Source organism: Nocardia carnea, from assembly GCF_029869215.1.
GTDB classification, from domain to species: domain Bacteria; phylum Actinomycetota; class Actinomycetes; order Mycobacteriales; family Mycobacteriaceae; genus Nocardia; species Nocardia carnea_B.
In genome coordinates this window covers 36079-48732 of record NZ_JARWPM010000060.1, presented here as the reverse complement: position 1 = coordinate 48732, position 12654 = coordinate 36079, and the positions used below count along the sequence as shown (strand labels likewise).

The window sequence follows — 12654 nt, the reverse complement described above, 5'->3', positions numbered from 1 at the left end:
TCTGCAACGGCGGGAATCCGTACGGATTGCGCATGCGGGTGTCGTTACGGGTCTGGCGGGCTCGCATGTGGTGGTGGATACGCTCGTGGCTCGCACCGGCGTCGATCAGGACGGCCGGCAGCATTTCGGCGGGCACCCGGTTGTTGTCGAGGTATTTCAGCGCGCGGTTGAGCCCGAGTTCGGTATCGATACCACCCCACGCGTCGGCTTCCTGGCGCGCCAGCAGCCGCCAGTTCTGCCGGCCGAGGGCACGCCATTGATGCCCTTCCAGCCGGCTGGCCGCGGATGCGATATTCGCCCGGTCGCTGCGTGCCTTACCGAAGGCCAGCGGGTACAGCGGATTCAGCGTTCCGGCCGCCAACCAGGCGGTGAGCGGTGAGGTGTTGACGGTGTTGAGGGCGGCCAGCGCCGCGATCGATCCCATCCCGGAACCACCGCCGGAACCCTTACCGGCGCCGCCGCCCATTCCGAGCGCGCTTCCGCCCGACCCCGCCGGCGCGCCCTGGACAGCGAGCGCGAACCGGTTGGCCGCCCAGTCCGAGCCGCGGGTGAGGCTCTTGGACAATCGGCCCATCTGCAGGATCGCCACGATCTGCACCACCGCGGCGATCACGATCACCGCTACCACCTGCCCGCGGGCCTGCTGGAACAGATTGCCGAGGAACAGCAGATAGACACCGACGAAGAGGGTGTATGCGCACATCCGGGCCGCGGCGATACCCGAATTCACCAGGTTGCGAATCAGGAAAGTCTGGGTGGGCCCGTAGACGAAACCGCCGGCGGCGAACCCGAATATCGCCATGAACCCCTGGTAGACGGCATCGAGCGCGGCCCGGATCAGCCGAATCGAGAGGATGACCGCGAACAACAGCAGGATCGCCGCCGAGACCAGGAGCACCAGACCCGTCCCGAGCTGGCCGACCTTCGGCTGAGTCGCTGCCGCGGCCGCGGGGTCACCACAGGTATCGAGTGCGCGCCGAGTCTCCTCGGTATCACCGGCCGTCATCCCCGCCGACCATGCGGCGGCACAGGCGGACCGGTCGTCGACGATATGCCCGAAGTTCCACACTTGCACCGGCCGGCGCGCGAAGTTGTCGGCCAGCTGGGTCTGCAGGGCTGATAGCTGCATATCCGGATCCGCCGCGGCCGATCCGTTCAGACCGGCGGCGATAGCGATACCGGCGTCACGCCCGCGGGCGAGCAGCCCGTCCGAGCCGAGCGCACCAGCCAGAGGCGCGGCCAGGAAGAGCGGGCCCAGGACCGCCACGGCGAGCATGGTCAGCGTCTGGACAACGGCCCGGCTGTGGAATCCGCGGACCGTGAACCAGGCCACGAAGAACGCGCCGATGGCCGCGGCCGTGATCAGGACGGCGGGTGTCGCGATCTGGGCGGCGAAGGCATCGGCCGTACCGCGCAGCGCGTCGGCGAACAGGTCGAGCCAGGCGAAACTCAGGGTATAGCCGATGAACCAGATCGCGGTGGTCACGATGATCATGTATCCGACGAATTCGACGCCGATCAGCGTCCACAGGATCGTTGCGCCGGGATCGAGCAGTCCGCCGCGGTCGCTGACGAAGGTGTAATCGGCGAGACCCACGCCGGCGGAATCCCGGATATTCATCCAGGCGACCCCGTCCATCCGGCTCACTCCGGTGGCCCCCGACCCGTCCTGCGCGAGCGCCACCGCCCCGAGACCGCCCGGGACAACGGTGAACACACCCAGCGCCGCGAGAAAACTCAGAATGCGGCGCCGCCAGGGTGCTGCTCTGCCGATCATGCTGGCATTGGTAATGACGCCGAATGAAGTTCAGCTGAACTGGTAGTGGCCGAACATGCCCGCACCAGTGAATTACGAAACAATATCGGATGACGTACCCAGGGTTGAGAATACGGCTAGAATATCCCAATTTTCCTGCGCGGTCCGCTATTCGGAACATGCTGATCGAATTACTCGGCAATTGCTCCCCGATGGCGACTTCACCAGTTCCGGTACATGATGGTGGGTTTGCGGCGCGACGCTCCGATCGACGGCCTCGGCGTGGCGGGTGGACCACCGCGGCGGCCGCCGGTTGATAGCATGGCGAATCCGGCCGACCATCCGGTCGGCTTGTCCACCAGGAGACATCTCGAAAGAGTCGTTCCATGCAGTTTGAAATCGTCGAGCGGGACGAGACGTGGGTGGCCGGTCTTCCGGTTCGCAGCCCCAAACGTGCGCTCGGTGAACTACGCGACCGCGACCTCGAGGGAGCCTGGTCGTCGGTGCTGCATCACGAACTCGGGGGGCCGCTGGCCACCGCGTACACCGACTACTCGCACGATCTGGGCACCTACAACACCCAGATCGTCGGCTATCGGTGCAGTTCGTTCGACGAGGTCACCCGCGGACATCTGGTGGCCCGGCTGCCCCGCGGCACGTACGCGAAGTTCTCCTCGGTGGGCAATTTCCCGCAGATCCTGACCAGCCTGTGGGCCCAGATCGCCTACGCCGAGGAACAACACCAGATCAGCCGGACGTTCACCGGCGATTTCGAGTTCTATCCGCACGCGTACAAGATCGATATGTATCTGGCGGTCGAGCCGCGATGAGCTACACGATCGTGGTGCGCGGGCAAGCGCTGTACGCCGGCCTGGTGTTCCCGAAGGTCCGCCCCAGTTTCAAAGTGAGCAACAGCGAACTCATCGAGTTCCTCAAGGACCGGTTGCGGGAACGGGCCGCCGGACTGGCCGGATCGGCCGATTCGGAACGGCCCATGTACACCGTGTACGTCCGCACGCCGACCGGAACCTACAACGCGCTGGTGTGTTTCGAATACCCCGAACCGGAGGCCGCCCAGGTGGGTGACGTCCTGGTCCGGGTGCCGCGGGGCGTCTACGCACGGTTCGTTCCCAACGGCGATTATCACGATCCGGTAGAAGATGTCTGGGCACAGGTCGACGACGCGACGGCCTCGGCCGAGATCACCCGTGCCTATCGCGAAGAGATCGAGATCTGGCACGGCTCGGAGTCAGTGGAGCTGTTCATTTCCATCAGCGCGTAGCCGCCACCCCGACGTTTCGTTGCGGGGTGTTAACCAAATCGGAACCAACCGGTCTGCTGGTAATTGATCATTCTTGAATCAATCGGCCTGACCTGCAATAACAGCGTGATCTCGGAAACGTTTTCGGAAGATTAGCCAGAGTTCTGGTCAATTGTGTTCATATGACGGATACTGCACTGGGCACGCCGACGAGCCGGGGCGTCGACGAGCTGCTGGACAACAATCCCGTGTGCCTCCTGCGCGCACGGCGAAAGAGTAGGAACTGCATGACTGTCGAAACGATCGCAGTCGGCCAGGAAGACCACCCGTGCAAGGGCCGCACTGCGGGATTTCGCGACAACGTCTCCGGCTATGACATCTGCGCCACCACCCCCGACCGCTCCCCCGAGCTCTGGCAGCGCTACCTGACCGGTGCCTGGGAGACCTACCGGCATTTCGGCAACGAACAGGCGCTGGACTTCGACACGATGGCGGACGGCTCCACCACGGCGCTGTTCTTCGCCGCCACCGACAGCGCCGGCGAGGTGGTCGGCGGCCTCCGCGTCCAAGGCCCCTACACCTGGGTCTCGGACGTGTCCTCGCTGCGGCCCTGGGCCGGGCGGCCCGGCGCGACGGATCTCGGCCGCATGATGGCCCGGCGTATCCCGCGCGGCGTCGTCGAATCCCGGGCACTCTGGGTCGGCCGCGACGCGGCGTGCCGGGGCGATCTCACCGCCGCGCTCTCCCGCTGTATCGCGCACGCCCCCCACCTGCTGGGCGCCCGCTACGGATTCGCCACCGTCGCCTCGTTCACCGCCGAACGGCATCGCGCCACCGGGGGCGTGGTCGCCGAGGCGATTCCGCCGGTCCCCTACCCGGACGAGCGCTACCGCACCGTCCCGATCTGGTGGGACACCCGGACGTATCATATATTTGCCGATAAGTTGCAGTATCTTCTGATGCGTGGTGAACTTCGCGCAATGGGATTAGCTGAACCCAAGTCGCGGCGGCCCATCCGGCCCCTGCGCCACAGTGGGGAGGAATGCTGGGCTTATGGTCGGTGAAGCAGATCTGGGGGTGGAATATCGGCCGCTGGTCCTCGATCCGGGCGATCCGGACGACGAACGGGCCCTGGCCGGCCTGCGCGGCACGTCATATATCGAATTCAACGATCTGCGCGGTTTGCTGGCCGCCGAATTCGGCCGGCTCAACGACCCGCCGGAAACCGGCGAAGGCCCGGCGGACGACCGCTGGGTGTACTACCCGTGGCGGCGCAGTGTCGTGGTCCTGCCGGGTCCGCGGACCTTCCGCGCCATCCGGCTCGACCGCAACCGCAACAAGCTCACCCGCGCCGAACAGGAGCGGCTGGCAACCCTCACGGTCGGGGTCGTCGGCCAAAGCGTGGGGCACGCCATCGCCTACACGCTGGCCCAGGAGGGGGCGTGCGGCGCACTGCGCCTCGCCGATTTCGACGAGCTCGAACTGTCCAACCTCAACCGGGTCCCCGCGACCCTGTTCGATATCGGCGTGAACAAGGCGATCGTCGCGGCCCGCCGGATCGCCGAACTCGATCCCTACCTGCCGGTGGAGGTCCGCGGCGGCGGAGTGGACACCGATTCCGTCGACGATTTCGTCGACGGCGTGGGGCTCGTGGTGGAGGAATGCGACTCCCTCGACATCAAACTGCTCGTGCGGGAAGCGGCCCGGCGCCGGAAACTGCCGCTGATCATGGAGACCAGCGACCGCGGCCTGGTGGACGTGGAACGGTTCGATCTGGAGCCGGACCGCCCGCCCTTCCACGGCCTGCTCGGCGATACGGCGGTCACCCAGCTCCGCGGCCTGTCCACCCGGGACAAAGCGCCCTATGTCGTCGGGCTGCTCGGCGCGCGGGACCTTTCGGCGCGGATGGCGGGCAGCCTGGTCGAGGTGGGCGAAACCCTGAACAGCTGGCCGCAGCTGGGTGGGGACGTGATGCTCGGCGCGGCGGGTGTCGCGACGGCGGTGCGCCGGATCGGGCTGGGCCGGCCGCTGCGGTCGGGCCGGACCAGGCTCGATATCGAATACGCGCTCGATACGCTCACCGATCCGGATCTCGACCTCGTCGACGATCCCCCCGAAACCGATACCGAACCCGGCCGGCCGGCCGCGACACCCGTCGGCCGGATCCTCGCCTGCGCGCAGCGGGCACCCTCGGGTGGCAATATCCAGCCCTGGTCGCTGCACACCGCACCCGGCGAGATCAGGATCGCGCTGGAGACCCGGTACACCACCGCGATGGATATCGGGTACCGGGGCAGCGCCGTCGCGGTGGGCGCCGCGTTGTACAACGCCCGCGTCGCGGCAGCGGCCAATGAGCTGCTCGGCCCCCACGAATTCGTCGAAGCACCGGGCACACCGCTGGCCGCGGTACTGCATATCGGCACCGGCACGGATGCGGCGCTGGCCGCCGACTACCCGTACGCGCTCGACCGGGAGACCAACCGCCGGCTCGGCTACGGCGGCCGGATCCCCGAGTCCGTGCTCGCCGATCTCGCCGCGGCGGCCGCCGCGGAAGGCGCGCGGATGCGGGCCGTCACCGAGCCGCCCGGCCTGCGCACGGCCGCCGCCCTGCTCGCCGAAGCGGACCGGGTCCGCTACCTCACTCCGCAACTGCACCGGGAGATGTTCGCGGAGATGCGCCGGCCCACCGACGACCTCTCCGACGGGATCGATATCCGTTCGCTCGAACTCGCCCCCGACGAACGCGCGGCCCTGGAGATCGGGCGACGCGCCGATGTGATGGCCCAGTTGCACAACTGGTCGGCCGGTGCCGCGCTCGGCGATTACGCCCGGGACCGGGTACGTTCCAGCTCCGCCGTGGTAGCGGTGACCTTCCGCCGGGAATCCGGGACCGAGGGCGGCGGGTTGACCGGCTACGCCCGCGCCGGGGCGGCCGTACAGCGGCTGTGGATCCAGGCGCAACGGGTGGGGCTGGCGGTACAGCCGATGTCCCCGGTCTTCCTGTTTTCGCAAACCCGTACCGAACTGGATGCCCTTTCCCCGGCTTACGCAAGTAGACTGTGCACACTTCAGGGTCGTTTCCTTGAACTACTGGAAGTGCCGGAACAGGAAAGCGTGGCGCTGGTACTACGCCTGAGTTACGCGGCAGCTGCCAGCGTGCGGAGCAGACGTCGCCCGGTATCGGGCGCGGAGCCCCGCGGCTAGTGTGATCGGAGATCAGGTGCCTCGGCGGACACTCGACTCGCTGGTGACTGAGGTCGCCGCGGAGCTGATGGGCGTCGATTCGGCGACCATGGTGTCGGCCACCGAGCAGGTCCTGGCCATGCTGATCGACTACTTCGACGTGGACTTCAGCTACCTGCGGCACAACGATCCGAAGAACCGGTCGACGGTGCTGGTGGCCGAGTGGCCGCCGCGCCAGGACAAACCCGACCCGGATCCGCTGGAGGTCGTGTACTTCGACCAGGCCGATTCGGTGTTCCGATCGCTCGAGCACGCCACCGAACCCTTTCTGGTCCCGGCCAGCGCCGCCGACTATCAGCAGACCGTGCACTCCGCGTCCGGGCTCGGCGATATCAGTTCCGCGGCGGTCCCGCTGGTATCGCGCGGTAAATCCACCGGGCTGCTCGGTTTCGTCAAGGTCGGCGACCGGGACTGGAGCAACCGCGAACTCAATGTCCTCAAGGCCATCGCCACCCTCTTCGCGCAACTGCAGGCGCGGGTGGAGGCCGAGGAGCAGCTGCGGTTCATCGCCCTGCACGACGATCTGACCGGTCTGTCGAACCGCCGCGCTCTGCTCGAACATATGGAACAGCGGTTACAGCCCGGCAGTCCCGGCCCGGTGGCGGCCTTCTTCCTCGACCTCGACCGCCTCAAAGCGCTCAATGATTTCCTGGGCCATACCGCCGGGGACAAGTTCATCCGCACCCTGTCCGAACGGCTGCAGGACAATCTCGATCCGCACGATATGATCGCCCGCCTCGGCGGCGACGAGTTCGTGATCGTGCCCGCCAAACCCATGGACACCGTGGCCGCCGAACACGAGGCGATCCGGATCCAGGAACTCGTCAGCCGCCGGGTCACCGTGGGGGGTGAATCGGTGAGCCGCGGCGCCAGCGTGGGGGTCGCCGTCGGTATTCCGGGTGAGACCACAGTCGCCGACATCATGCGCCGCGCCGATCACGCCCTGCTGTCGGCCAAATCCGGCGGCGGGAACGGGGTCGCCTTGTTCACCGACGCGATGCGCGCCCAGTTCGAGCTCCAGGACGATGTGGAGCTCAACCTGCGCAGCGCCGTCGCCGACGGGTCGCTGATCCTGCACTACCAGCCCGAGGTCGATCTGCGCACCGGCCGGATCGTCGCCATGGAAGCCCTGGTGCGCTGGCTGCACCCGACCCGCGGACTGCTGCCGCCCGGCGCGTTCGTCACCGTCGCCGAGGCCACCAATCTGGCCGGTGAGCTGGGCCGCTGGGTTATCCGCACCGCCTGTGCGCAGTTCGCGCAATGGCGGCGCCAGGGGCTGGCGAGCAATATGGTCATGCGGATCAACGTGTCCCCGGTGCAGTTGGTGAGCCTGGACTTCGTGGAGCGGATCGAGGACATCCTGCGGCAGTTCGGGATCGACGGCAGCTCCATCTGCCTGGAGATCACCGAACACGTGGTGGTGCAGGATCTGGCCCGCACCCAGGTCACACTGCGGGGACTCAAACGGATGGGCGTCCAGATCGCCATCGACGATTTCGGCACTGGTTACTCCTCGCTGTCGCATCTGAAGGCGCTCCCGGTGGACGCGGTGAAGATCGACCGCGGATTCGTGCAGCGGCTCGGTGCCAGCACCGACGATCTGGCCATCGTGAAATCGATCATCGGCCTGGCGGGGTCGTTCGGGCTCGGCGTGGTCGGCGAGGGTGTGGAAACCCCGGTCGCCGCCCGCACCCTGGTGGGCCTGGGCTGCTACCGGGCGCAAGGGTTTCTCATCGCCCGGCCGCTGCCCGCCGAAAAGCTCAGTGAACATCTCAGCGTGGGCCGGATCCCGCTGAACCTCGATCTGCCCCGTTCCGGGCACAATCCCGCTCCGTAGCGGCCCGCAGTTCAAATAAAACCCGTCGTTAACCGCGAGTTCAGCGGCCCGGTTCCGGCGGGCACCCGGCCCGCGTCACGATCGGCGGCGTGCGCATAGTGCAACTGGCGAACTTCTACGGCCCGCGCTCAGGGGGCCTGCGTACGGCACTGCACCATCTCGGTGAGGGATACGTCGCGGCCGGGCACGAGGTCGTCCTGATCGTTCCCGGCCCCCGGCGCGCCGAGGAGTCACTGCCGACCGGGGTCCTGCGGATAACCCTGCCCGCCGTCAAGATCCCGTGGACCGGTGGTTACCGCGCCGCCGATCCGCGCCGGGTCGCCGATACGCTGACCGGCCTGCGCCCCGACGTCCTCGAGGTCTCCGACCGGCTGACCCTGCGCGGTTTCGGGCGCTGGGCCCGCCGCCGGGACGTGACCGGCGTGATGATCTCCCACGAACGGCTGGACCGGCTGCTCGGGCAGATCATGCCGGACCGCTACGCCCGGCACTGCGCCGATATCGCCAATCGCCGCACGGCCGCCGAATACGACATGGTCGTCTGCACCACCGAATTCGCGCAGGCCGAGTTCCGGCGGATCGGCGCGCCGAATGTGGAAATGGTGCCGCTGGGCGTCGATCTGGATCTGTTCAGCCCGAACCGGCACGACCGCGGGCTGCGCGCCGATCTCGGGGTGCCGGGTCAGCCGCTGCTGGTGCACTGCGGCCGGCTGTCGGTGGAGAAACGGGCCGACCGCAGTATCGAGGCGATCGGCGAGCTGCGGCGGGCCGGAGTGGACGCGCGACTGGTGGTCGCCGGTGACGGCCCGCGACGCGACGCGCTGGAACGGCGGGCCCGGTCGCTGCCCCCTCTGCCCGGCGGGCTGCCCGCGGTGCATTTCACCGGGTTCATCAGTGACCGGACACAGGTCGCGACCCTGCTGGCCACCGCGGACATCTCGCTCGCCCCCGGACCGCACGAAACGTTCGGACTCGCGGCGCTCGAAGCGCTGGCCGCGGGCACGCCGGTGGTGGCGAGCCAGTCCTCGGCGCTGGCCGATATCGTCACCGCCGATTGCGGCGCGGTGGCCGCCGACGATCCCGCGGCCTTCGCGGACGCGGTCACCGCTGTGCTGGCCCGGCCACCCGCGCAGCGGCGGGGTGCGGCCCGTCAGCGCGCCGAACAGTTCACCTGGCCGGCGGCGGTGTCGGGAATGCTGTCCGTACTGGACCGCTGAATCCCCACACCGAACTCAGCGATCGCTGTGGCCGCCCAGGGCCTTGCTCGGCCCATATCGTTCGTGTTGTGTAAAAAGTCGCCGAGACGAACCTCGGGACCCTTGCCATGGCTGGCAAGAAGCCGGTTGCGGCTGAACTCCGGGTTGCGAAATGCTTTCGTCCGAGTGTCATCCTGACGTGCAAGCCCGACGATCGCGCAAACCCCTCCGGGTCGATGTTCACCGGCCGGCTTGCGGGACAGGATTCGCCGAGGCGGGAGTGTGCTGTGATCAGGTCCGGAAACCCGGAACTTGCGGACCTGACCGATCGGATCGTCGCCCGGCTGCGTGAGCTCGCGCCGGACGGGTGCCCCCGGTGGGAGGCCGCGTTCGCGATGACCGTGGTCGCCGAATCTGCCCTGTTCCTCGCCGAGGACGGCGATCACCCGATCCGGTGCCAGGTGTCGGATGCGGTGTGGGAGTTGGTGCGCCTGCATCGGGATCTGTCCGCTGTCGTCGAGGACGAGCCGTGGTGGCGGTTGGTTGTGCACGCCGATACCCAGGGGGTCGAGGTCGTCACCGATCGGGGCGCCGAGCCTTTTCCCGGGGAGCAACTGTTTGCGCCGCAGGCGTATCTGGCCGATCTGGAACGGTATCCGCGTAACCGGCTGCCCGTGTGGCTGGCCGCCTACCTCGGGCGCGGCGAATCCCAATCGAGGTCACCGCGCGCGGCCGCGGACGGTGTGCGCGCGGATCTGAGTGCGGGTGTGCGGGCAGTGCCGGTGACCGGCGAGCTGCCGGATCTGGCGGTGGTGTGGGCCCGGTGGGCGGTGCTGGCCGCGGCCTTTGTGGCGGCCGGATCGGAACGAGGCCCGCGGATCGGCCCCTCGGTCGGCATCTTCGAAAGTTCGGGTCACAGCGGTTCGACGTTGACGCTGTTACCCGGCGACCGGGCGGTGCTGTCGGGCGGTGTCTGGGAGGCGCCGGTGTTGGAATCCGCCTACAACGGTCTCGGCGCAATGCCGAAAATATTCGCCGGAGCGCCGGATTGGGTGGCCGACCCGGTACTGAACCCACGCGTGATGACCGGCATGCTGTCGTTTTGTTACTGGTGGGATCAGGGACAGTGGTATCGCGGCGAATCGGCTCCGATGGTGGAATGCGCGCCGGCATTGCCCGCCGTGTGGACGGCCGGCGCGGTGGCGAAAGTGGTCGCGAGTGTGTTGGACGGCCCGTCGCCGGATGCCGTTGAACCTCTGGTGTCGGCCGCGCAGGCCGCGGGCGTGACCCGCGCGGCGATTGTGGAAGTTGTCGGTGCGGACGCCGACGCCGATATCGACGGCGCCCTGTTCCAGTTCGTGCTCGCCGATCTGGTCGCCGGCGATATCGCCGGGATCCGGGAAGCGGAGGCGTTGACCCTCGTCGGTGATCACGTCCGCAGCCGGGGTTACGACACGACCGGATTCCCGCTCTCGACGCTGCGGGCCGAGCGGATCAGCGTGGGCTGGATGGTGCGATCACCGGTGCCCGAGGGGGAGATCGCGCTCGATCGTGCGGTCTTCTATGTGGCCGACGACGGTGTCGTGGAGCGGTCGAGCTCATCGGTGCCGCTGTCGGCGTTCATCACCGATTTCGAGCGCCGGTTCCGGCTGCGTACCGGCGGACCGAGGCTCGCCGGCCGAGGTGGGCGATGAGCGGCGAACTGCGACTGGACCTGGATGGTCTGCGCGAGCGCGGCGCGCGACTGGCCGAGATCGCCGATCTCGTGCAGCAGACGCACGCCGGGCTGCAGTACTGCTTGCAGCAGGCGGAAGGCAGTTTCGGCGACGACTATATGGGCCGTACCTTCGCCGAACAGTTCACGCCGCGCGCCGAACACGTTGTTTCCACCGTGCAGGCCATGGCTGACGGAATGCGTAGTAGCGCGGCGGGAATCACCAGCGCCGCGAACAGCTTCGGTGCACAGGACAGCGGCAGCGCCGCGCAGGTGGCCGGAGCTGCCCAGGATGCGGGCGCGGAACCTGCCGGTATCGCCGAACCGACCCCGGTGGGTACGGCCGGTTCACCATCGCCGGCCGATGAACCCCGGCCGAACCCGTCCGATCAGGCCATGGCGACGCCGGAGCAGAATTCGCCGCTGTATCCTGCCGGCGGGCCACAGAGCACCGATCCACTCCCGGCCGATGGGTACAACCGGCCCGGTAGCGCACCGGCACCGGACGGATCCCCGGGGCAGGCGACAGACAACGGACCACGGTCCGAGTCGCCGTGGAGTCGTTCCGGGCCCGAACCAGGTCCGCCGAGCAACGCTGCGACCGGCGCCCCCGGCCGAGGGCCCGGATCGGCCGCGCCGCAACCGTCTTCCGCGATCTCGCCCCCACCCGTTGCAGCCCCATCCGATTCGCGTAATACGCCCTGGACCTCGGGAGCACCGTCCGGCAGCCCCGTCTCGGGACCCGCGGCACGGACCGCCGCCCCGCAGACCGAGCCGCCGCCCCGCACGACCGGTAATCCCGGAGTGCCCGGCTCCCCCGGCAACGCCGGAAGGCCCGCAAACGCGGAGGCGGATCCACGACCCGGTCCCCCACCACGACCGAACGCGCGGGCCGGTGACGACGGCCGCGAGCGCGATCGCGATCGGCGCGACGGCCGCGAGCGGTCGACAGCCGATCCGGAAATCGAACGGCTGGCCCGCGCATTGGCCGAGCGGCACGGCGTCGAGGTGGCGGGTTTCGATGACCCCGATCTTCAGCTCGCGCCGGTACAGGAGTTCGTGACCGCGGTGGACCGGGTCCTCACCGACTACCCGATGATCGTGCTCGGGCTCGTCGCGATCGCCGAGCTCGGTGATGAGCGCAGCACAGTGCGATGGGATTGTTCGTCGCCGGATATCGAGGGTGCTGTCCGGTCGATAACGCTCGACCGGCACGCCGCACAACAGCCGCGGGAACCTGCCCGACCGCCGAAGGAACCCGCACCCCCGCGGGACGCCCCCGACACCGCGGAATCGGGTGTGACAGCACAGCCGGATATCTACACGGCCACCTTGCGAGCATTCGGCCGGGCACTGGATGCCGCCGGTGGTGGAGTCGCGTGCCGGCGGGCACAACGCGTCCTGATCTCGGAATACCTCGACACCCAGCCGCGTCCGCGCCCTGCGCTGTCCGAGGTGGTGCGCGGCTACCGGGAGTGGCGTGCCGAATTGTCCGGTGATGGCACGGAACGAGACCGATTCCAGGTGGACGTGGCGCTCGGTGTCGCGTTCGCCGAGGTGGTGAAGCACGGCGAGAAGGCCGGCATTCAGGCACGACTGCTGCATGCGGTGCTGGTCGCTGCGGCGACGCGCCTGGGGTAGGTCGCG

At 68.2% G+C, this 12654-nt stretch carries 9 protein-coding genes; 8 read left to right on the top strand and 1 reads right to left on the bottom strand.

Annotated features, from left to right (window positions below):
- A partial coding sequence (locus tag QH276_RS02675; protein ID WP_280406585.1) for a hypothetical protein occupies window positions 1–1777 on the bottom strand: 1777 nt, incomplete at its 3' end.
- 365 nt (window positions 1778–2142) lie between these two features.
- On the opposite strand from QH276_RS02675, the gene QH276_RS02670 reads away from it, so the two are divergent.
- The 8 genes from QH276_RS02670 (at window position 2143) to QH276_RS02635 (ending at window position 12648) form a co-directional block, all read left to right on the top strand.
- On the top strand, window positions 2143–2586 hold the full coding sequence (locus QH276_RS02670) for a GyrI-like domain-containing protein (RefSeq protein ID WP_280401684.1): 444 nt from the start codon (window positions 2143–2145) through the stop codon (window positions 2584–2586).
- Window positions 2583–3038, top strand: a complete 456-nt coding sequence (locus tag QH276_RS02665) for a GyrI-like domain-containing protein (protein WP_280401685.1) — start codon at window positions 2583–2585, stop codon at window positions 3036–3038. Before QH276_RS02670 ends, QH276_RS02665 begins: the two co-directional genes overlap by 4 nt.
- Window positions 3039–3304: 266 nt before the next feature.
- Window positions 3305–4081: a hypothetical protein gene (locus QH276_RS02660; RefSeq protein WP_280401686.1), complete on the top strand. Its 777-nt coding sequence runs from the start codon at window positions 3305–3307 to the stop codon at window positions 4079–4081.
- Window positions 4071–6221, top strand: a complete 2151-nt coding sequence (locus QH276_RS02655) for an Rv1355c family protein (RefSeq protein WP_280401687.1) — start codon at window positions 4071–4073, stop codon at window positions 6219–6221. Before QH276_RS02660 ends, QH276_RS02655 begins: the two co-directional genes overlap by 11 nt.
- A gap of 16 nt (window positions 6222–6237) precedes the next feature.
- Window positions 6238–8097 carry a bifunctional diguanylate cyclase/phosphodiesterase gene (locus QH276_RS02650; protein WP_280401688.1) on the top strand — a complete coding sequence of 620 codons (1860 nt, stop codon included), beginning with the start codon at window positions 6238–6240 and terminating at the stop codon, window positions 8095–8097.
- A gap of 89 nt (window positions 8098–8186) precedes the next feature.
- Complete coding sequence (locus QH276_RS02645; RefSeq protein ID WP_280401689.1) at window positions 8187–9314, top strand: glycosyltransferase; 1128 nt, start codon at window positions 8187–8189, stop codon at window positions 9312–9314.
- A gap of 266 nt (window positions 9315–9580) precedes the next feature.
- Window positions 9581–10987, top strand: a complete 1407-nt coding sequence (locus QH276_RS02640) for a hypothetical protein (RefSeq protein ID WP_280401690.1) — start codon at window positions 9581–9583, stop codon at window positions 10985–10987.
- The gene (locus tag QH276_RS02635; protein WP_280401691.1) at window positions 10984–12648 is read left to right on the top strand and encodes a hypothetical protein; all 1665 of its coding nucleotides are present in this window, start codon (window positions 10984–10986) and stop codon (window positions 12646–12648) included. The genes QH276_RS02640 and QH276_RS02635 overlap by 4 nt, the downstream gene beginning before the upstream one ends.
- Window positions 12649–12654 lie beyond the last annotated feature (6 nt).

Coding starts and splice junctions, on each gene's coding strand:
- QH276_RS02635 (WP_280401691.1), top strand. CDS start 10,984: ATGAGCGGCGAACTGCGACTGGACCTGGATGGTCTGCGCGAGCGCGGC.
- QH276_RS02670 (WP_280401684.1), top strand. CDS start 2,143: ATGCAGTTTGAAATCGTCGAGCGGGACGAGACGTGGGTGGCCGGTCTT.
- QH276_RS02655 (WP_280401687.1), top strand. CDS start 4,071: ATGGTCGGTGAAGCAGATCTGGGGGTGGAATATCGGCCGCTGGTCCTC.
- QH276_RS02660 (WP_280401686.1), top strand. CDS start 3,305: ATGACTGTCGAAACGATCGCAGTCGGCCAGGAAGACCACCCGTGCAAG.
- QH276_RS02665 (WP_280401685.1), top strand. CDS start 2,583: ATGAGCTACACGATCGTGGTGCGCGGGCAAGCGCTGTACGCCGGCCTG.